Below are 21023 nucleotides of genomic sequence, written 5' to 3' on the forward strand. Positions count from 1 at the left end.
TCATGGGAGGGAAGGGGGACCGGCTGAATCGCGCAAGATGCGATCGAGGCGGCGGACATTGTCGTCCCAGCGGAACTTGCCGGCCTGCTCGAGGATCTCGCCGCGCGACCATTCCCGCCGGAGCGCATCAGCCAGCGCCTTGCCCAGCGCCGCGCGGTCGCGTGCCGGAACCAGCACGCCGGCGTGCGCAGGCAGGACTTCCGGAATGCCGCCGACGCGGGTCGCGACCACAGGGAGTCCGCAGGCCATCGCTTCGAGCACGACGTTGGGCACACCTTCGTTGTGGCTGGGCAGGCTGAGCAGGTCCGCCGCCTGCATCCACACCGGCAACTGGTCGTGCGGGCGCTCGCCGGCAAGGTCCACGCGGTCTGCGATGCCGAGCTGCTGAGCGCGCCGCGCCAGCGCCGTGCCGGCCGCGCCGCCGCCGACGAACGCGAGCCGCGCCCGCGGATGCCGCGCAAGCACGGCGGGGAACGCTTCGATCAGGTCGAGGCAGCCCTTGCTCTCCTTGAGGTTGCCGACGTAGAGGATGAGCGGTGCGTCCAGCGGCAGGCCCAGCGCCCTGCGTGCAGCGGCCTGGTCGCCGGGATGGAAGCGCTCGCTGTCGACGCCGTTGTAGAGCAGGTGGACGCGGTCTTCGTCCACGCCCAGTTCGCGCGCCTTGCCGGCGAGCGCATCGCTGACCGCGATCACCGCCCGCGCGCCGCGCAGCGCGGACGCGATCTGCGGCCGGCGCAGCCGGTGGTTGGCCTGCACGTTGAGGTCGCTGCCGTGGACCTTCACCACGTACGGCAGGTCGAGCGTCCGGGCCAGCCGCGCAGTGCCGACCGCGTCGGGATATCCCCAGCTGGCAAACAGCAGGTCGTAGCGTTCACGCCGCAATCGTGCGCCGCGCTGCGCCAGCAGCGAGGCATACCAGGCCAGCCCGTGCAGGCTGCGACCGATGCGCGGCGGATACCAGAACGTGAAGTCCGAGGTCCGCGCGTACTCGAGCACCGGTGGCGCACCGCGCGGACCCCGCCGGCGCTCGCGGAAGTCGACCGCGACCATGACTTCGAGGTCGTGGAACCGCGCGAGCCTGTCGAACTGCTGCCGGTTGAAGCTGGCGCGCAGGGGATCCCATGCGGTGGGGAACAGGTTGGTCAGGGCAAGGATCTTCATGCGCGCCCATTCGCGTGCCCGTTCGCGTACACGTCGCGGTAGCGCGAAGCCATCACCTCGAACGTCGCGTTCGACAGCAGCCAGGCGCGACCGGCGCGGCCCATCTCCGCTGCACGCCGCGGGTCATCGAGGAGGTTGTCGATCGCGGCGGCCAGCGCCTCGGGATCGCGTGGGGGCACGACCAGGCCATTGACACCGTCGGTGACGATCTCGCTGTTGCCGCCGACCCGCGTCGCCACGATCGGCAGGGCGCAGGCGCAGGCTTCGAGCAGTGCGATCGAATAGCCTTCCGAAATCGACGACATCGCGAACATCGAGAACGCCGGCAGCAGCTCGTGTACGTCGCTGCGGTCGCCCAGCAGGAACACGTGGTCGCCGACGCCGGCCTGCGCGATCGCGGTTTCCAGGGCGCTGCGGTCCCCGCCTTCCCCGACCAGCACCAGCGCGACGTCGTCACGCCGCGCATGGACGTGGGCGAAGGCGGCGATCATGGTTCCCAGGTCCTTGGCCCAGTTCAGGCGGCCGACGAAGCCGACGAGCTGCGTATCGGGCGCGAGTCCAAGACTGGTGGCCAGCTGCGCGCGCGACTGCGGATCGCGCTCGCGGAACGCGTGTGCGCGGATGCCGTTCGGCAACACATGCAGCTTGTGTGGCGGAACCAGGCCGACGTCGGCGAGTCGCCGGCCGGCCGCCTCGGAGACCGCCACCGCCACGTCGGTCCAGCGCATCGATTGCCGGAACAGCCGTTCGCGGCGGCTGGCCGGATTCGAGCCGCCCATGCCGTGGCGGGTGTTCACCACCCGGCGCAGGCCGAGACCGAGCGCGGCGACCATCGCGTAGTAGTGCGGGATGTCGTTGTGGCTGTGCAGGACTTCGGTGCGCTGCGCGGCGAGTGCGCGCCGCAGGCGCCAGATCGCGCGCAGGTCGGCGCCGTCGCGTTTGCCGCAGGCGATCACGGGAATCCCATGGGAGGCGAGTTCCGGCGCCAGCGAGCCCGCTTCGAACAGGCAGATGACCTGGCAGTCGTGGCCCGTCGCCGCCTGGGCCTTGGCAAGGTCGATGACGACGCGCTCAAGGCCGCCGCGGTTCAGGTTCTCCACGACGTGGCTGATCCTCACGGCAGCCTCGACACGGTCACGCGGAACTTGCCGCTGGCGGTGAGCGGGATGTCGTCGACGCGCTGCAGGTCGAGGCTGGCGTCACTGCCGAGCACCTTCGAGATCTCGCGTCGCACGTAGGCTTCCTGCTCGGCGCCGAACCCGTCGCCGGGCACCACCTTGAGCGTGAAGCGTTCGAGGCTGTCCTGCACGACCTGGAAGCGGCGCACGCCGGCGACGTCCTTGAGCATGTGCGGGAAGAATTCGCCCGGCAGCACGCGGCCGTCGGGCGTGCGGATGGCGTCCAGGCGCCGTCCGTCGATCCGGCTCAGGTGCGGCAGCCCGCGCCGCCCTGTGGTGTGCCAGGGGCCTTTCCGGCTGGCGATGTCGCCGTTGACGTAGCGGATGAAGGGCATGCCCAGGTTGTGCAGGTCGGTAATGGCGAGTTCCCCGGTCTCGTTGCCGTCTCTGGCGCGCGACGCGTTCACCAGCTCGACCACCAGGTGGTCGGCGCTGACCAGCAGCCCGTCGCGATCCTCCGCTTCGCAGGCGATGAGCATGAATTCGCGGCATCCATAGGTGTTGTAGGCCTTCGCGCCCGGGAACGCGGCTTCGATGACCGGTCGCTGGAAGTCATGCAGCGCTTCGGCGGCACCCAGCACCGACACCACTCCGGGGATGCTGCGGCCCTGCGCGAGCAGCCACTTGGAAAGACGGAAAATGGGGTCGACGTAGGCCACGATCACTTCGGGCCGGTAGGCCGCGATGGCATCGGCGTAGGCCGCCATGTTGTCGTCGCGCATCAGGAAGCAATTGAGCATGCGGCGATGGAAGGCGGCGTGGAACAGCCGGTCCTTCAGCTGTGCGGTGCGGGTCGGCTCGCCGACCGCGCCCCCCCACAGGAACAGGGTGCGCCGCCCCATCCGTGCGCCGGTCCAGCCGTAGCCGCGCCACATCACGGCGGTGCGGCGGTCGTTGCTCTCGCGGGTGAAGCCGAAGCGCAGAGGCTCGCCGGTGGAGCCACCGGTTGCCTTGTACAGCAGTCCGCCTCGCAGAGAGCGCGCCTTGAGGTCCTCGTGGTGGGCGCGGATGTCGGCCTTGGTCAAGACCGGCAGTCGCGCGTAGTCCTGCATGGACCTGAGGTCGCCGGGCTCGAATCCCACTGCCTGCCAGCGGGCGCGGTAGAACGGCACGTCCTGCCAGCAATGCGCAACCAGGGCCTTGAGCCTGGACCACTGGATTTCCGCGAGCTGCTCCGGAGAGCGCCACTGGTTGGCCTCGTACTCGCCGAGGTAGCGCAGGGTCTTGCGCCCCCGCAACGCTTCGTACGACGGGAACATGGCGCGACGGAAAGCGTGCTCGTACAGGTTCATGCGGCAGTCTCCGCGCGACGCACGGCCCAGCCGAGGAGACGACCGACAATGGCCGGGCGCCCCTTGCCCAGGTGTTCGTGCAGTTGCTGGAAGTGGCGAAGGTCCGCGGCGCTCCAGAAGCCGAGCAGCAGGGTGCCGGCGGCATACAGCGCCGCCAGCAGCGCCCCGCCGATCGCCAGGGTGGGCAGGTCGGCCAGGTGCCCCCGCACCGTCCACGCCGCGGCGGCCGCGATCGCGGCCGCGACCAGTAGCCGCACGATGCGTGCCCACTCCAGCCTTGCGCCGCTGTAGTGCAGCGCAAGGCCGATCACCAGTAAACCCATCAGCGCGCTGGTCGCGGCGAATGCAGCGACCGCCCCGTTCAATCCGTACTGGCGGATCAGGACCACGTCCAGTCCAATCTTGACCAGCGAGCACGCGATCACTGTGATCAGCAGCGCGCGTTGCCGGTCTGAACCCAGCAGATAGCTGGATGCGGCCTGCGAGACCACCGATACCAGCCCCGCAGCGAGGCAACAGGCGAACGCGAACGCCGCCGGCGAGAACGCCGCGCCGTACAGCAGGTGGATGATCTCGCTGGCGAAGACAATGCCGAACGCCACCAGCGGTGCCGCCAGCGCGGCGAGGTAGGTGGTCGACATCGACAGCCGCCGGCTCGCGACCTCGCGACCCTGGGCCAGTGCGTTGGCCATCATCGGCAGCAACAGCGCGCCGAAGACGCCGGGCACCAGCAACAGCGCGCCGGTCGAGAGCTGGAAGGCGACCTTGAACTGGCCGGCCGAGGCCGCCGAATCGAAGAGGGTCAGGATCAGCACTTCGACCTCGCTCGCGGTGATGAAGCTGACCGCCACGATGACCGCGACCAGGGTCGTGTAGCTGCGCAGGCGCTTGCGCGTCGCATCGTCGAGCGGCTCGCACTCGCCTGCGGGGGGAAGCAGCGGCGCGACCTGTCGGCGCGAGACCCACCAGAACGCGAAGCTGGAAGCCGTGAAGGTTCCCAGGAACCACTCCATCGGCCCGTCCAGCCACCAGACCATGAGGATCAGCAGCAGGTTGAGCGGCGCGACGATGACCGCGATGACGGCGGTTGCCCGGAAGTTCTCGAAGCCCTTGGCCGTGCTGACGTTGAGCATGTACAGGGCGCGCAGCACCGTCGTGACCAGCAGGATCGCAAGCAGCACGGCGTGGTCGAATCCGGGCATGAGCTGCTGCCCATGGAGCATGAACAATATCGTGCCGCCCAGCAGCACCACCGCCAGGAAGCCGGCCTGCACGCGCCGGACCCAGGCCAGCAGGGAGCGGATCTGCGCGTCGCGACCGGCGCCACGCAACTCGGCCACGAACTTGATGACCGCGCTGGACAGTCCAGCGTTGGTGATCACCACGCCGATCGCCACCAGCCAGATCACCAGGCTGTAGCTGCCGAAGTCCGCGGGTCCCAGATGCCGCGCGATGATGATCGAGGTCAGCATGCCGAGGACGTACTCGGTGTAGATGCCCACCGAGGAGAACAGGGTGTTGCGGATGACCTGGCCGCGCGTGTTCATGAACCCGCCAGCACGAACAGGACCTTGACGACCAGCCACAGCGCGACCGCGCTGGCCACCGATGCCACGCACCATTTGAACCAGTCGCGCCGCACGCTGAAGGCCGGCAGGTCCTGCCAGCGCTCCTGCGCGCCGCCGTACCAGCCGGTGACCAGGCCCAGCAGGATGTAGAGCAGGATCACGTAGCTGCGGCTGAGGAAGAAGGCGCAGGCGAAGAATCCGGCCATCGAGATCAGCAGGGTCATCGCCATCCGCCGCTCCACGGTCCACAGGTGCTGGCGTTCGGGGTCTTCAATGGCCGCAGGACGCCGCAACACCGTGACCGGCATCAGGAAGCAATAACCCACCATCGCCAGCCAGACCGTGTATCCGATGATTCCGGTTTCGGCGAGGACCAGCACGAAGGAGTTGTGCGCGGTCAGGAGGGTATGCGAGGTGAAGTTGCCGACGCCCACGCCAAACACCGGGTTGGCGATGAACATCTGGATACCGTCGTACCAGGTTTCGATGCGGCCGTAGGCGGATGATTCGCCGGCATCGAGTTCCTGCATGCGGGTCGGCAACATCATCAGGCCGGCCATGCCCGCTGCGCCCAGGGTGCCGGCAACGATCAGGCCGCGACGCAGCCACAGCCAGATGCCTGCCATCGCCATCACGGCGAGGAAGCCGCCGCGCGAATCGGTCAGGTAGACGCCATACAGCAGGGTGAGCGCCACCGCCCACCAGAACAGGCGGCGCAGCCCGAGCAGCCCGCCGCGGCCTGCCATCAGCAGCGCCATCGGTATCGCCATGATGAACAGCATCGCCAGGTCGTTGGGGTCGCTGAAGATGCCGACGTACTGGATGCGCCCGTCCTGGACGAGCGGCATGCCGGTCCAGCCCTGGCCGAGCTTCACCTGCTCGATGCCGTGGATCGCCAGTACGATGGCGCAAAGCGAGATCATCCACATGATCCGGAGGCAGTTTTTCGGTGAGTGGGCGGCCTGTGCGACCAACACCAGGGTGAACAGCGACGGCAGGAATTCGAACAGGCGGATGAGCGCGCCGCCGACCCAGCCATTGATCGCCATCGTGAACATGCCCACGACGATGAACACCGCGAACAGCAGGTAGGTCGGCTGGTTGAGCGGCCGCCGCTCGCGGCTGATCACCCAGGTGCCGAGCGCGCCCAGCATCGCAAGCGGCAGGATCGGGATGCCGACGTCGATCAGGGCGGGATACTCCTGGGGGCGGATCAGCACCAGGCCCAGCCAGATCAGCAGGAACAGCATCATGAGGGATAAATCCTCAGCCTGGACGGGTACGAGAACAGCTCAGGCAGTGCGAGCATGCCCTTGAACCAGGCCGGATCGATGCGGGTCTCCACCGCCATGCGCAGCAGGCGATAGCGGTCATCTGTACGCGGCTTGCTGACGCCGTTGACGTAACTGAAGCCGACCCGGAAGCCATGCCTGCGGATCTCGTCGACGACCCGCGCATCGTAGGCATCGGGGCCGCCGACGGGATACGAGATCGCGATTGCAGGCGCGCCCAGCTCCGCAGTCAGCCTGGCCTGGCATTCGGCCACTTCCGCCTGCAACTGCCCGTCCGGCAGCTTGGCAAGCATCCGGTGGTGCACGCCGTGACCGCCGATCTCCATCCCGCCCGCACGCATTTCGCGCAGCTGGTCCCATGTCATCGGCCGGCAGTCGGCGTGCGCCTGTGTCCGCGGGCGCCGGCGCTCGAGTTCCAGTCCCTTGATCACGGCCTGCTGGCCGGCATCGTCGAGATATTTCAGGCGGTCGAGCAGGGTACCGACGAGCGCGTACCTGGCGTCGAGGTCCGACGGCAGCGGCAGGTCCACATCGAGGTCGGGCAGGCGCAGCCGGCCGGCGTCCATGGTCACGACCAGGTGCGCCAGCCAGTCGTAGGCATAGGGCAGGCCGTTGTCGATGTGGCCGGTGGCGACGAAGAACGTCGCGGGCACGCCGAGTTCGCGCAGGATCGGGAACGCGACGGCATGGTTGTCGTCGTAACCGTCGTCGAACGTCACCAGCACGGCATCGCGCGGCAGCATCGGGCCGCCGTCAAGGGCGGCAACGACTTCGCGGCAGCAGACGGGGTGGAACCGGTCGCGCACGTGCCGCATCTGGTTTCGGAAGTCCGCCGGCGAGGCGCTGACCAGCGCGGGATCGAATGCGAAGTCGCGGTCGAGCTTGCGGACGCGATGGTAGGCGAGGACCCGCAGGTCGCGCCGGAACAGTCCCCGAACCGTCTGCAGCGCCGGCAGCAGGTGCCAGGCATGCGCGCGCGCGGCCAGCCGCTGGCGGTGTCCCGGCGCAGGCTGCGGTTCGAGTGCAGTGGTGGCGGGATCACTCGACATGGATCGACGGGCGGCCCCGACGCGGTCGCTGCGCGGAAGAATAGGCAATCGAGGCGCGCGTGGCCATCGCGTCATATGGCTGCGACTGGCCGGGGGGCGCCTGCTTTCGCGTACGCTGTCTTGAATCATTCGTCCGTCGAACCGTGCGATGACCCACCAGACCGACTTCTTTGTCCTGTACCGGGAGCTTGGCATCGAACCCGAGTGTTCGATGGATGGTCTGCGGCTGGCCTACAGGCGTCGGGTGGCCGACCTGCATCCCGATCGCGGCGGCGACTCGGGCGGGGACACACTCAAGTCCCTGAACCAGCGCTACGCCGCGGCGCTCGACTTCCACCGCCACTACGGCCGCCTGCCCGGCGCGCCGCCAGCGCCTTCCGTGCGGCGCCGCCACGATCCTGCCGAGCCAGCGCGCCGGATGGAGGATGCGGTCGAACCCGAGCTGGAGCAGGAGGCGCGCAGGCCGTCGAAGGTTGTCGTGTACGGCATCGTGCTGGTTGCGGCGTTGCTGGTGTGGTGGCTTTCGCGCACCGAGGCACCTTTGCCGGGTTTCCTCGAGAGTGTTATCGGAAATAAACGGGAAACGGCGCCACCCGCGGCCATTGCCCTGCGGCGGGGAATGCCTGCGCGGGACGTGCTTGCGCTGCTGGGCGACCCGGTCAGTCGTGAGTTCGGCGACACCCATTGGGAGTACGGACCGTCCTGGGTGCGCTTCGAATGCGCGGAGGTCATCGATTGGTACAGCTCACCGCTGCGTCCCCTGAAGGCCTCCCGGTCCCGTCCTTCCGGCACGGCAGCGACATCCGCGGGCGCGCGTCGCTGTCCCCCGGTTGCCGCGGCTTCGACACGGCGATGGTGAACCCATGAGCTGGTTCGACGCGAAGCTGAGAAAGGCCGTCCGCCGCACGTGGATGAAGTACGCGATGCGAGGCGTTGGCGGGGCCGACGACTACGAGCGCCTCGATCTGGCCTACAGGCTGGGTGATCCCTGGAACATGGAGTCCCGGCTGGAGCAGGCGCGTTTCACCGCCACGAACGCCCTGATTGCGCGCACGTTCGGGCGCGTCGGTACGTTGCTCGAGGTGGGATGCGGCGAGGGCCACCAGACGCGGGTCCTGCGCGAGCTTGCCGATGAGGTCTATGGCATCGACGTCAGTCCGACCGCGGTCGAACGGGCGCGCGAACGCGTCCGGGACGCGCACTTCGCGGCGACCGACATCCACGGCCAGCCCTGGGGCGACCGGCAGGCCCGGTTCGATCTCGTCGTGGCGTGCGAGGTGCTGTACTACATCAAGGATATCCCGGCGACGCTGGCGCGCATGAGCCACCTCGGTCGCGTCTGCATGGTCACCTTCTTCGTGCCGGCACTGGTCCGCGTGGGTCCGCACCTGGAAGAGATCCCGGGCCTGCACAAGGACTGGATACAGCACGAGGGCGAAACATGGATGGTGTGCTGGTGGCGCAATCCCGGATGACATGCTCGTCACGCGCTGACGTCGTGCGCAAGGGGGGCTGAGCCATGTGCGGACTGGCGGGCTACCTTGGCCAGCCCGTGCCGGAGGGCGCGGAGCAGGCACTGCTGGAAAGGATGATCCACACCCTCGCGCACCGCGGGCCGGACGGCTACGGCTTCCACGTCGAGCCCGGCGTCGGCCTGGCGCACGCACGGCTGTCGATCATCGACCTGGCCACCGGCGACCAGCCGATCCACAACCCGGCGCGCACGGTGTGGACGGTCTTCAACGGCGAGATCTTCAACTTCGTCGAACTGCGCGCCGACCTCGAGGCGCGCGGACACGTGTTCTACACGCGTTCGGACACCGAGGTGATCGTGCACCTGTACGAACGCTACGGCGACCGCTTCGTCGAACACCTCAACGGCCAGTTCGCGATCGCGCTGTGGGACGATGCGCGCCGGCGGCTGGTGCTGGCGCGCGACCGCGCCGGGATCCGGCCGCTGTACTGGATGAAGGCGCGTGGCGCGCTGTGGTTCGCTTCCGAAACGAAGGCGCTGTTCGCGGCCGTGCCCGAGCGTGCGCGACTCTCCACGCGCGGCCTGCTGCAGGCCTTCAGCTACTGGGCACCGCTGGATCCGGACACCGCGTGGGAGGACGTCCACAGCCTGCCACCAGGCCATCTGCTGGCCATCGAGGCGGACGGCCGCGAAACGCTGAGCCGCTACTGGGACTGGACGTTCCCCGACGCGGCGGACACGCGGCCGGCGCGGTTCGGGGACATCGAGCAGGCGGTCGGCGAGCTGCGCGAGCGGCTGATCGACGCTGTGCGCCTGCAGCTGCGCGCCGACGTTCCGGTCGGCGCATACCTCAGCGGCGGACTGGATTCCTCGGGCATCGTCGCGCTGGTCCGCGGATTCACCACGACCCCGGTACGCACCTTCTCGGTCGCATTCGATCAGCCGGAGTTCGACGAGAGCGAGCATCAGCTGGCCATGGTGCGGCACCTCGGCACCGACCACTCCACGCTGCGCATCTCGCCCGGGGACATCGGCGAGGCCTTCCCGCGCCTGGTCGCGCATGCCGAAACCCCGGTGCTGCGCACCGCCGCGGTGCCGCTGATGCTGTTGGCTGATTCGGTCCGCGCGCATGGCTACACCGTGGTGCTGACCGGCGAGGGCGCCGACGAGGTGTTCGGCGGCTACGACCTGTTCAAGGAGGCCAAGGTACGCCGCTTCTGGGCGCGGCAGCCGGACTCGACGCTGCGGCCGAAGCTGCTGTCGCGGCTGTACGGCTACCTGGAGAACTCTCCAGCGGCCAACCCGGCGTTCGCCGCCTCGTTCTTCGGCCAGGGCAGGGAGCACATCGACCGCGCGATCTTCGCGCACGTGCCGCGTTGGACCACCTCGCAGCGCGCGTTCGCGTTCCTGGCGCCGGAGCTGCGCGCGCAGGCGTCGGAATGGGACGCGCTGGCCTTCGCCGAGTCGCGCCTGCCGCCGAACATCCTCGACTGGGCACCGCTGGCTCGCGACCAGTACGTCGAGGCGAAGACGCTGCTGGCCGGCTACCTGCTTGCGTCACAGGGCGACCGGGCGGCGATGGCGGGGTCGATCGAGGGCCGCTACCCCTATCTCGACCACACCCTGATCGAGTTCGCCAATACCCTGCCGCCGTCGTGGAAGATCCGCGGCCTGACCGAGAAGCACATCCTGCGCCGCGCGCTCGCCGACCTGCTGCCGGACGACATCGCCCGGCGTACCAAGCAGCCCTACCGCGCGCCGGACAGCGCCAGCTTCTTCGTCGACGGCAAGCCGCTGGATTACGTGGCGGACATGTTCTCCGCGGACAACCTGCGTGCCAGCGGCCTGTTCGACGTCGAGGCATCCACGCGGCTGTTCGCCAAGGCGCGTGCCGGCAAGGCGGTTGGCTTCGCCGACAACCAGGCCTTCGTCGGCGTGCTGTCGACGCTGCTGCTGTTGCGCAACCGGCCCGGTGACGCGCGCTGACCTACGGGGATGAAGCCGGCTCCAGCCGCAGCAGCTTGCCGTCGGTGCTGTCGGTGAGCAGGTAGATGAAGCCATCCGGCCCGATCCGCACGTCGCGGATGCGGTCCCGGCCCTGCAGCAGGCGTTCCTCGTGCACGACCCGGTCGCCGTCGAGCTCCAGCCGGATCAGGGCCTGTCCGGCCAGCGCGCCGATGAAGAGATTGCCGCGCCACTGCGGGAAGGCGTCGCCGGTGTAGAACGCCATGCCGCTGACCGCCGGTGACACCGGCCAGTAATGCTGCGGCGGCTCGGTGCCCTCGGCGCTGGCGCCAAGGGATTCGGGCACCGGCTGGCCCGAGTAGTCGACGCCATGGGTGGCCAGCGGCCAGCCGTAGTTGCGGCCCGGCTGCGGCAGGTTGATCTCGTCGCCGCCCATCGGGCCGTGTTCGTGGCTCCACAGGACCCGCGCCTCCGGGTGCAGGGCCATGCCCTGGACGTTGCGGTGGCCATAGCTCCAGATTTCCGGCCGCGCGCCGTCCTGGCCGACAAAGGGATTGTCGTCGGGGACGCTGCCGTCCGGATTCAACCGCACCACCTTGCCCTGCAGGTGGTCGAGCAGCTGCGCGGCGCCGCTGACGCGGTTGTCGCCGGTGCCGATGAACAAGAAGCCCTGGTCGTCGAACACGATCCTGGAACCCAAGTGGCTGCCGCTGGACAGCTTCGGTTCCTGCCGGAACACCACCTCGGCGTCTTCGAGTCCGCGTTCGCCCAGGCGCCCGCGTGCGACCGCGGTGCCGCCCTTGTTGCCGCGCCAGTTCGGCTCGCCATAGGACAGGTAGACGAGGCCGTCGTCGGTGAAGGTGGGGGAGGGCACCACGTCGAGCAGGCCGCTTTGCCCTTGCAGGAACAGATCGGGTACACCGGCCAGCGGTCCCGAGATCGTGCCGTCCGCCGAGATCCGCCGCAGCCGCCCCGGACGTTCGGTCACCAGCATGTCGCCATCGGGCAGGAATGCGAGCGACCACGGACGCACCAGGCCATCGACCAGCACGCGCACGGAATGGCGCCCGAGTTCGCCTTCCATGACCTCGGGTTCCGCGTCGGCGCGGTAGCGCGGCGTGGAGCTGATGTCCGCACCGCTCTCCGGATCACGTTCTAGTCCACAGGCGGCAAGCGCGAGCAGGAAGCACAGGCTTCCGGCGGCGAGGCCGGTGCGCAGGGCGCGCGCGGGTCCACGGTGTATGACGTGCGAGTCGAAAGGCATCATCAATCTGCTCGAACGGGGGAATGAATCCACATGGGCCGGCGACAACAGATCAAACAGTTCATCCTCGGGAATTTCCTGTTCACCGATGACGAATCCGCGTTCGCCGATGATAGCTCCCTGATCCAGCAGGGCATCGTCGACTCCACCGGCATCCTGGAGCTGATCGGCTTCATCGAGGAGACCTGGCCCGTGCGGGTGCCACCGGAGGACATGACGCCGGCCAACTTCGACAGCCTGGGGGCCATCGACCGCTATCTCGACGGCCGGTTGGCCGCCTGAGCCGGGGTCGCACGATGCGGGCGCTGGTCGCGCGTCTTGAGGACACCGCGGTGGCGATGCCGGCGCGCACGGCGATCCAGCAGGGTGACCGTCGGCTCGAGTACCGTGGATTGCGCTCAGCAGCGTTGCAACTCGCCGGTACGTTGCGCGCGCACGGCGTGCAGCCGGGTGATCGCGTCGCGCTGGTCCTGCCCAACGGTGGCGAAGCCGCCATCGCGTGGTACGGCATCTGGCGCGCGGGCGCGGCGGTGGTGCCGCTGAATCCACAGGCACGCGAGCGCGACCTCGTGCCCTGGCTTCGGCACAGCGGCGCACGCATGCTGGTGCATGCCAAGGGGCACGGCGATGCGGAGCAGGCGGCGCGCGTCACCGGTGTGCCGACGCTGGTGCCCGACATGACCGCGGCCCCGGACGAGGTATTCGCGACCGCGGGCACCGCCGCAAGCACCGACCTGCAGATGCCCGGCGCGGACGTGTTGGCGGCGATCCTCTACACCTCGGGCACCACCGGTGCGCCCAAGGGCGTGGCGCTGTCCCATCGCAACATGGCCGCGAACACGGCCGCGATCATCGATTACCTGCAGCTGGGTCCCGGCGACAGCACGGTCAGCGTGCTGCCGTTCCACTACGCCTATGGCGCCTCGGTGTTGCACACGCACCTGGCAGTCGGCGCACGGGTGGTGCTCGCGGACAACCTCGTGTTCCCTCATCTGATCGCCGAGACGCTCGCGCACGAGCGTGCCACCGGCTTTCCAGGCGTGCCGTCGACGTTCGCGCTGCTGCTCGAGCGCGGCCAGCTGGACCGGTACGACCTGTCGTCGCTGCGCTACCTCACCCAGGCCGGCGGCGCGATGGCGCCGGCGCTCACCCGGCGGGTGCGCGACGCCTTTCCGAAGGCGCGATTGTTCGTGATGTATGGCCAGACCGAGGCCAGCGCGCGGCTGACCCGGCTCGCGCCGGAGCGGCTGGACGACAAGCTCGGCTCGGTTGGCACACCGATCGCCGGTGTCGAGATACGGGTGCGGCGCGAGGATGGCAGCGACGCCGCGCAGGGCGAGTCCGGCGAAGTCTGGGCCCGCGGCGACAACGTCATGACCGGTTACTGGAGCGCCCCCGAGGCGACCGCTGCGACCCTGGTCGACGGCTGGCTGCGCACCGGCGATCTCGGCCACCTCGATGCCGACGGCTTCCTCTGGCTCGCCGGCCGCCGCAGCGACATGATCAAGACCGGCGCACACCGCGTGCATCCGCAGGACGTGGAGGAGGTGATCGCCGAACTGCCGGGCGTGCGCGAAGTCGCGGTCACCGGCGTGGACGACGCGCTGCTTGGCCAGGTCGTGGCCGCCTTCCTGGTCAGGGACGGCGATGCGCCGGACGAGATGGCGGTCAAGGCGCACTGCCGGCAGCGGCTGGCAGGCCACAAGATCCCGAAGCGGGTCGCCTTCGTGGCGGAGCTGCCGAGGACCGCGTCCGGCAAGGTCCGGCGCGCCGCACTGACACAGGAAATATGATGACCACGCTCGATCCATCCGTGCTGGACCTCGACTACGCAGCCGAGGCTGATCGCATCGCGCAGCGCCTGCGCCACATCGTCGCGCGCGACCTGCACCGGCGCGGGCTGGTGGTGGCCATCTCCGGCGGCATCGACAGCACCGCCTGCGCCGCGCTGGCGGTGCGTGCGCTGGGCCCCGAGCGCGTGTTTTGCCTGATCCTGCCCGAGCGCGATTCAAGCGATGACAGTGCGGTGCGCGCGAACCTGCTGGCACGACACCTCGGCGTGCGGGTGCACACCCAGGACATCGCGCCTGCCCTGGCGTCGATCGGCTGTTACGAAGCACGCGACGCCGCCGTGCGCATGGTGCTGCCGGGCTACGGCGAGGGCTGGAAGTTCAAGATCGTGATCGCCGGCGGCACCCAGGGGTTGATCAACCGCTTCCGCATCGTCGCCGAGGAGCCGTCCGGCGTGCGCCACGAGCAGGACCTTCCGCTCGATGCCTACCTGACCATCGTTGCCGCCACCAACTTCAAGCAGCGCATCCGGAAGACGCTAGAGTACTTCCACGCCGACCGCCTCAACTACGCGGTGACCGGCACGCCGAACCGGCTGGAGTACGACCAGGGCTTCTTCGTCAAGAACGGTGACGGAGCGGCCGACGTCAAGCCGATCGCGCACCTGTACAAGAGCCAGGTGTACGGCATGGCGCGCTTCCTCGGCCTGCCCGGGCGCGTGACCTCGGCGACACCGACCACCGACACCTACTCCCTGGCGCAGGGGCAGGACGAGTTCTATTTTGCGCTGCCGTACGCGCAAATGGACCTGGCGCTCTGGGCGCTGAACCACGACCGGCCCGCCGGAGAGCTCGCCGCCGCACTGGGCGTGACCGAGGCGCAGGCGCAGGCGGTCTACGACGACATCCGCGCAAAGCGCCGTACCACCGCCTACCTGCATCGGCCGCCGGTGCTGGTCGAGCCGGTGCTGGAACCGCACCGATACTGACGCATGGATACGAACCCGGCCTACACCGTCCACGAAGCCGACATCGAGCGCGACCGCGACCTCATCCTCGGCCTGTGGCGCGGCAACCTCGGCGAAGACGCGCGGATGGCGCGCAAGTACGACTGGTTCTACCGCCAGTGCCCGCTCGGTGCGCCGTTGACCCTGCTGCTGCGGCACGAGGAGAGCGGTGAGTGGGTGGGCGTCGGCAGCGCCGGGCCAAGACAGATGCTGATGGGAGGGAGCCGCGTGCTCGCGGGTGTTCTGGTGGACCTCGCCGTGCTGCCCGTGCACCGCTCGCTGGGGCCGGCGCTGATCCTGCAGACGGCACTGATGAAGGCGGGCGCGAAGCGCTTCGAGCTGCTGTACGGCTTTCCCAATCCGAAGGCCGCGGCGGTGTTCAAGCGCGTGGGATACGCACCGCTCGGCGAACTCACGCGGTACGTCCGCGTGCTGCGCCATGGCGACTACGCGCGTCGCCGGGTGCCGGCGCTGCTGGCTGGTCCCGCGGGCTGGGCGCTGGATGCCCTCGACCGCCTGCGCCTGCGGGCGCGCAGCGTCCGTCTGCAGGGGCAATGGCAGGCACGCGCGGACGCGACCCTGGGCGCGCTGTGGTCGCTTGCCGGCGCAGGCGACGGTCCGGTCGCGGTACGCGACCTGGCCTTCCTGCGCTGGCGCTTCGACCAGTCGCCACTGGTAGAGGTGCGTTACCTGGTCGTGCGCGACGCCGACGGGGGGGCGCTTGCCTGGTTCGCCGGCGAGGCGCGCGTGCACGGTCTGCACGTGCACGACTTCTGGTCACGGCGCGGCGCCGTCGGGCCGACCCGGGCGGAACTGGCGACGTTGCTGCGCAGCGCGCGCGGGGCCGGCCACGCTTCGGTTTCGGTCGAGCTCGGCGCGGCCGCCGCCACCAGCGCCTGGGGTGCGGCGGGGTTCGCCGCGCGCGAGGCGCGTCCGGTGTTCGGCCGCTCGTCCGGAGCATCGCAGGAGGCGTTTGCGGCGCGGCTGTGGCTGACTTCGGCCGACGAGGACGAATAGCCGGCCGGGCGCGACGCGCACGACATGATGATGGAGCGGCCATCCGCAGCGCCGCTCGGAGGAGGAACCATGGACGCGAAGCTTGCCGCCGTACTCCTGTTCGCAGCGCTGTCGCCTGGCTGTGCCGAATCGGCCGTGCCGACTGCGATCGAGGCGGCATCGACCCGCGCCGCCACTGCCGCGCAGGCCGCGCCGGGCACCGCCGGGGGTGGCATCCGGGTTGAGCAGGTGCTCAGGGAAGGCCTGCAGTTCCCGACCGCAGTGGCCAGTCCCCGCGACGGCAGCGGCCGCATGTTCGTGCTCGAACGTGAAGGCCGCATCCGCGTGCTCGATCGCGACGGCAAGCTGCTGCAGGAGCCGTACTACGAGCGCGACGTGACCACCAATGACATTGAGCAGGGCCTGCTTGGCCTCGCGTTCGATCCCGGCTTCCGCAGCAACGGCCGGCTCTACATTGCCTACAGCGGTGCCAGCGAGGGGGAGCGCTACGGCCTGGTGCTGCGCCGCCTGCAGGCCGCGGACCCGGCTGCGAACCGCTTCGACGGCAAGGACGATCTGCTGATGCGGGTGGAAGGGCTGGTCGCCAACCATAATGGTGGTGACATCCACTTCGGCCCCGACGGCATGCTGTACTGGGCGATCGGCGCCGGCACCGGCGAACCGGCGGATCATGTCCACGCATCGAAGACCGACAACCTGCTCGGCAAGATCCTGCGGATCGACGTGAGTGATGGCGCTACCGGTGCAAGGAACGCCTGCGGCGGTAAAGGACGCGCTGCCTACTCGGTTCCGGCCGACAACCCGTTCGCGGGAAAGCGGGGTGAATGCGGCGAGATCTGGGTCCATGGCCTGCGCAATCCGTGGCGCTTCGGTATCGACGCATCGAACGGCGATCTCTGGATTGGCGATGTCGGCAAGGATCGCGAGGAGATCAGCCTGTTCCGCGCCGGTGACAGCGGCAACCTCGGCTATCCCGGTTGCCAGGGCAGTCATGCCTACCCCTCGACCGGCGCTTCCGACTGCCCGGAGAAGACGGGTACGACCGGCCCGGTGTTCGACCATGATCGCGGCGTCAACGGCCGCTGTGCGGTCACGGGCGGTCTCGTGTACCGCGGTGCGTTCCCTGCGCTGAAGGGCGCCTATGTTTTTTCCGACTCGTGCTCCAGCGAACTGCTCGTCGGCAGGCTGTCGGCGACCGGCAGGCTGGAGGTGGAGTCCATCGACAGCGGCATCGCGCCCGGTTACGGCACCGTGGCGTCCTTCGGCGAGGACGAGGACAACGAGCTGTGGTTCGTGAACCACCAGAACGGCGGGCTGTACCGCATCCGCGACGCCGACTGAAGGCGTCCCGGGAGTCAGGCGGAGGCGGCAAGCCGCCGCTGCGGCGCACGGAACAGGTGGAGCGCCAGCCAGTCGGGCCGGAAGCGGCCCCGGCTGTCGACGACGCCGGACTGCTCGAAGCCGAGGCGGCCGAGCAGCCATGACGGCCTGTCGTCGATGGCGTTCATCACCGGGTTGCTGGTGAAGGCGAGTTCATAGCCGGCGGCCCGTGTGCGCGCCAGTACGGTGGCGTCATAGCGGCCGTGCGGGTAGGACATCGTCGTCGGTGCCCCGGTGCCGAGGTGGTCGCCGACGGTGTGGCGGGCGGTCGCAAGTTCGGCATCGAGGTCCTCGGCGCGCGGCATCGGCGTGTGCGTCTTGCCGTGCACGCCGATGGCGACGCCACCGGCTGCCAGTTCGCGCAGCTCGGCGCGGGTCACCATCTGGCGAACGCCGTCGTCCATGGCGTCGGAGAACGGTGCAAGGACCCGTGCGCGTTGCGATGGCGACAGTACTTCCAGCGCGGCGATGACCTTGCGCAGGCCATCGATGGTGGCGGGTGGAACTGGTGACAGTTCATGTCCGGCGTCGGCCATTGCCGAGAGCAGTGCAGGCGTGCGGATGCGCCCGAGGCGGAAGGCGGCGATCAGCCGCTCCTGGAAAAACGGTTCGTTGCGGTCGATGACGTCGGCGACCGCGAACAGCAGCGCCGGCATGCCGGCCGCGCGCAGGCGGGGCAGGGCGTGGGCGTGGTTGTCGGCCCAGCCGTCGTCGAAGGTGATCAGCAGGGCGCGATCGGGCAGGGGCGTCCCATCGCGGCGCGCAGCCAGCACGTCGTCGCTGGAGACCACGTTGTAGTGCCGGCGGAAGAAGGCGAGGCAGCGTTCGAGCAGGCCGGCCTCCAGGGTGTAGTCGGGGTCGCAGGAAGCCCAGCGCGGGTCTTGTTCAGTCAGCACGCGGTGGAACATGATGACCGTCAGCGCGCGGCGGTTGCGCAGGCGGTGGTACAGCCCGAGCAGGCCGCTTCGATAAAGTGCACGCTTGAGCAGATCCGCCGCCATGGCCGACATCCCCGAAACTTCCGTCATCATACCGACCTGGAACCGCCGCGGCCTGATCGCGCGGGCGGTCGATTCAGTGCTCGCGCAGACGCGACCGGTCGAGGAGATCATCGTCGTTGACGATGGCTCCAGCGACGGTACCGGCGAATATCTTGCCGAGCGCTACGGGGAACGCATCATCTGCGTGCGGCAGGACAACGCCGGCGTCTCGGCGGCCCGCAACCGTGGCCTGGCGCTGGCACGAGGGCGCTACCTGGCACTGCTCGACAGCGACGACGAATGGCTGCCGGAGAAGACCGCGCGCCAGGTCGAGTTCCTGGAGGCCCGTCCGGACATAGGCATGGTGCTGTGCAACGTCTTCCGCGTGAATCCGGACGGCTCGCTGATCGACGTGTTCGACCGGCGACGGCAGGTTCCGGTCGATGGGCCGGCGCTGCGCTGGGTGCTGTGCGATCCCGCACTGGCGCCACTGTCGGTGCTGATGCAGCGCCAGGTGTACGAAACCGTCGGTGGTTTCGACGAGAGCCTGCGAACGGCCGAGGACCTGGACTTCCACCTGCGCGTTGCCGCGCGCTGGCCGATCGGCGTCGTCGCCGAGCCGTTGGCGCGCGCATTGCGCGGGCACGATGGCCTGTCGGCGCTGGCATCGACCGAGGACGACTACATCCGGGTGATGGAACGCGCGACCGAGGCCGCAACCGGCCAGGTGCCGGACGATGTGCGCAGGCAGGCGCTGGCGACGGCCTACGTCAAGAACGCGGAGAGCTGCATCTGGAGCGGGCGCTACCGCGACAGCTGGTCGCTGGCGCGCAAGGCGTGGGCGTTGAAGCCGGGTGGTGCGCTTCGAGGGCGGTTGCTCCGCTTGTTGCCAAGCGCCGGTAGGCGGGCGCTCCGTTCGCTGCTGCCGCGCTGACGACGTCGACGGGTTCCTCCGCGCGTCAGCGCACTCCTCGCCCGAAGATCACCACCTCCAGGGTCTGGACCAGGATCAGGAGATCGAACAGCAGGTTGTGGTTCTTGACGTAGAACAGATCGTACTTGAGCTTCTCTTCCGCATCCTCCTTCGATGCCCCGTAGGCATAGCGAAGCTGGGCCCAGCCCGCCAGGCCGGGACGCACGCAGTGGCGCAGGCTGTAGTAGCGCAGGCAGCCGTCCAGGTCGGCAACGAATTCGGGTCGTTCGGGGCGCGGGCCGACAATGCTCATGTCGCCCCTGAGGATGTTCCAGAGCTGCGGCAGCTCGTCCAGGCGCGTGCGTCGGATGATGCGCCCCACGCGGGTGACGCGGCAATCGTTCGCGCCCGCCCAGCGGGCGACACCGTCCTTCTCCGCATCCGTGCGCATGCTGCGGAACTTGACCAGGTGGAAGGTCTTCCCGAGCAGTCCGACACGTTGCTGACGATACAGGATCGGCTGTCCCTGGCCGGATTCGATCCAGATTGCGGCTGCTACGAGAATGAGGAGCGGCCAGGTCAGCGCAAGCACCGCGACGGACATGAAGATGTCGAACCCACGCTTGCTCAGCACGCGGACGGGCGAGCTGTCGAAGCCGCCGGAGAACACCAGCCAGGATGGATCCACGAGCGCAAGCTTGATCTTGCCCGCTTCGCGTTCAAAGAACGACACCAGGTCGATGATCTTGATTCCGACCTGCCTGCACTGCAGCAGATCCTCCATGGGCACGTCGCCGCGCCGGTCATCCGGGCCGAACACGATCTCGTCGATCTGGTGCGCTACCGCCCATTGGTGGAGGGGGACGCCAAGCGTGAGCAGCTTGTCCGCATCCACGGCAGGGGCTTCGGAACCGTAGGATACGTAGCCGATGAGGCAGAAGCCGCGCCGGTCTGCACGGCGGCGCAGGCGCTGCTCGATCAGGGCGGCCCGTTCGCCCGCGCCGATCACCAGCACCCGCTGCTTCAGCGCGTCGACGTCCACAAGGCGTGCGGAGAGGAGACGGAACACCGCGATCATCAAGAACCCGATCGTCAGTGCCAGTGCCAGTACGCCGCGGCCGATCTCCACCGGCGGAACGATGTAATAGAGCACCAGCAGACCGAACGTGCCGAGCAGGAATGCGACTGCCTGGCGCGCAACTGCACCGAACCAGGTGTCGCGCAGATGGGTCTGGTACATGCCCATGGCGGTCATGCCGAGCATCATCATGACGGCGAAGAGGGTTGCGCGGACGAACTGCACGGAGATCGCGGCATAGGTCTGCAGGGGATCGGCGTGGGTAATGAAGCGCAGGTAGACGGCCAGGAACACCGCACTGACGAGCAGCAACGCTTCGGTCAGCAGGATCAGGCTGCGCCATCGCGAGGCCGTGCTCCGGATCAAGCGCGGCACATGGCCGCTGTGGGTGACCGATGCCAGGGGCATGGTGTGCTGCAGATTGTTCGATTCGCCCCTGGCCATTTACCTGCCTCTGCCTCGATCGGAACTGAGCAGCGGGTGCACCCGGCCTGGAGGCCGTGCATCCCGTCTCGTTCAAAGGAACGCGAGTTCCCGGTCAATCCGGACCACGGCTTGAGAAGATTGCTGAAGAGGCCGCGCCGATTCGATCGACACTGCTCCGGTTTTACCGCG

The 21023-nt window shown here is 68.8% G+C and carries 18 protein-coding genes; 9 read left to right on the top strand and 9 right to left on the bottom strand.

Annotation, left to right across the window (positions count from 1 at the left end; all coding sequences use genetic code 11):
• Genes E2169_RS00370 through E2169_RS00395 form a run of 6 tightly spaced genes read right to left on the bottom strand, consistent with a single transcriptional unit; the run spans position 1 to position 7540 of the window.
• On the bottom strand, positions 1-1161 hold the full coding sequence (locus E2169_RS00370; protein ID WP_132984645.1) for a glycosyltransferase family 4 protein: 1161 nt from the start codon (positions 1159-1161) through the stop codon (positions 1-3).
• Positions 1158-2279 (bottom strand): glycosyltransferase, encoded by a 1122-nt coding sequence (locus E2169_RS00375; RefSeq protein WP_132984646.1) that lies wholly within the window; start codon positions 2277-2279, stop codon positions 1158-1160. The genes E2169_RS00370 and E2169_RS00375 overlap by 4 nt, the downstream gene beginning before the upstream one ends.
• Positions 2276-3631: a phenylacetate--CoA ligase family protein gene (locus tag E2169_RS00380; protein WP_132984647.1), complete on the bottom strand. Its 1356-nt coding sequence runs from the start codon at positions 3629-3631 to the stop codon at positions 2276-2278. The genes E2169_RS00375 and E2169_RS00380 overlap by 4 nt, the downstream gene beginning before the upstream one ends.
• Positions 3628-5178, bottom strand: a complete 1551-nt coding sequence (locus E2169_RS00385; protein ID WP_165942277.1) for an oligosaccharide flippase family protein — start codon at positions 5176-5178, stop codon at positions 3628-3630. The genes E2169_RS00380 and E2169_RS00385 overlap by 4 nt, the downstream gene beginning before the upstream one ends.
• Entirely contained in the window at positions 5175-6452 is a 1278-nt protein-coding gene (locus tag E2169_RS00390) for an O-antigen ligase family protein (protein WP_132984649.1), read from the bottom strand. Before E2169_RS00390 ends, E2169_RS00385 begins: the two co-directional genes overlap by 4 nt.
• On the bottom strand, positions 6449-7540 hold the full coding sequence (locus E2169_RS00395) for a polysaccharide deacetylase family protein (protein ID WP_132984650.1): 1092 nt from the start codon (positions 7538-7540) through the stop codon (positions 6449-6451). Before E2169_RS00395 ends, E2169_RS00390 begins: the two co-directional genes overlap by 4 nt.
• Positions 7541-7688: 148 nt before the next feature.
• On the opposite strand from E2169_RS00395, the gene E2169_RS00400 reads away from it, so the two are divergent.
• From E2169_RS00400 to asnB, 3 genes are read left to right on the top strand one after another with little or no spacing between them, the layout of a single operon-like run.
• Positions 7689-8399 (top strand): J domain-containing protein, encoded by a 711-nt coding sequence (locus E2169_RS00400; RefSeq protein WP_132984651.1) that lies wholly within the window; start codon positions 7689-7691, stop codon positions 8397-8399.
• Positions 8400-8403: 4 nt separating this feature from the next.
• Positions 8404-9015, top strand: coding sequence for a class I SAM-dependent methyltransferase (locus E2169_RS00405; RefSeq protein ID WP_132984652.1), 612 nt, complete (start codon positions 8404-8406; stop codon positions 9013-9015).
• A 44-nt stretch (positions 9016-9059) separates the two neighbouring features.
• The gene (asnB, locus tag E2169_RS00410) at positions 9060-11000 is read left to right on the top strand and encodes an asparagine synthase (glutamine-hydrolyzing) (RefSeq protein WP_132984653.1); all 1941 of its coding nucleotides are present in this window, start codon (positions 9060-9062) and stop codon (positions 10998-11000) included.
• Between the two features lies 1 nt (position 11001).
• Here the strand turns inward: asnB and E2169_RS00415 are convergent, their stop codons facing one another.
• Positions 11002-12243 (bottom strand): PQQ-dependent sugar dehydrogenase, encoded by a 1242-nt coding sequence (locus E2169_RS00415; RefSeq protein WP_207918336.1) that lies wholly within the window; start codon positions 12241-12243, stop codon positions 11002-11004.
• A 33-nt stretch (positions 12244-12276) separates the two neighbouring features.
• On the opposite strand from E2169_RS00415, the gene E2169_RS00420 reads away from it, so the two are divergent.
• The 5 genes from E2169_RS00420 (at position 12277) to E2169_RS00440 (ending at position 17398) form a co-directional block, all read left to right on the top strand.
• On the top strand, positions 12277-12525 hold the full coding sequence (locus E2169_RS00420; protein WP_132984654.1) for an acyl carrier protein: 249 nt from the start codon (positions 12277-12279) through the stop codon (positions 12523-12525).
• 14 nt (positions 12526-12539) lie between these two features.
• Entirely contained in the window at positions 12540-14036 is a 1497-nt protein-coding gene (locus tag E2169_RS00425) for a class I adenylate-forming enzyme family protein (RefSeq protein WP_132984655.1), read from the top strand.
• Positions 14036-15022: an NAD(+) synthase gene (gene nadE / locus E2169_RS00430; protein WP_207918337.1), complete on the top strand. Its 987-nt coding sequence runs from the start codon at positions 14036-14038 to the stop codon at positions 15020-15022. Before E2169_RS00425 ends, nadE begins: the two co-directional genes overlap by 1 nt.
• Positions 15023-15025: 3 nt before the next feature.
• The gene (locus tag E2169_RS00435; protein ID WP_132984657.1) at positions 15026-16057 is read left to right on the top strand and encodes a hypothetical protein; all 1032 of its coding nucleotides are present in this window, start codon (positions 15026-15028) and stop codon (positions 16055-16057) included.
• Positions 16058-16126: 69 nt separating this feature from the next.
• Positions 16127-17398 (top strand): PQQ-dependent sugar dehydrogenase, encoded by a 1272-nt coding sequence (locus E2169_RS00440; protein WP_165942278.1) that lies wholly within the window; start codon positions 16127-16129, stop codon positions 17396-17398.
• 14 nt (positions 17399-17412) lie between these two features.
• On the opposite strand, the gene E2169_RS00445 is transcribed toward E2169_RS00440, so the two are convergent.
• The gene (locus E2169_RS00445; RefSeq protein ID WP_165942279.1) at positions 17413-18438 is read right to left on the bottom strand and encodes a polysaccharide deacetylase family protein; all 1026 of its coding nucleotides are present in this window, start codon (positions 18436-18438) and stop codon (positions 17413-17415) included.
• Here E2169_RS00445 and E2169_RS00450 point away from each other — a divergent pair.
• The gene (locus E2169_RS00450; protein WP_132984660.1) at positions 18437-19351 is read left to right on the top strand and encodes a glycosyltransferase; all 915 of its coding nucleotides are present in this window, start codon (positions 18437-18439) and stop codon (positions 19349-19351) included. The genes E2169_RS00445 and E2169_RS00450 overlap by 2 nt on opposite strands.
• Positions 19352-19376: 25 nt before the next feature.
• Here the strand turns inward: E2169_RS00450 and E2169_RS00455 are convergent, their stop codons facing one another.
• Complete coding sequence (locus tag E2169_RS00455) at positions 19377-20852, bottom strand: TIGR03013 family XrtA/PEP-CTERM system glycosyltransferase (protein ID WP_229659145.1); 1476 nt, start codon at positions 20850-20852, stop codon at positions 19377-19379.
• Between the last annotated feature and the right edge of the window lie 171 nt (positions 20853-21023).

It is taken from the genome of Luteimonas terricola, from assembly GCF_004352845.1.
In the GTDB taxonomy this organism is placed as follows: Bacteria; Pseudomonadota; Gammaproteobacteria; order Xanthomonadales; family Xanthomonadaceae; genus Luteimonas; species Luteimonas terricola.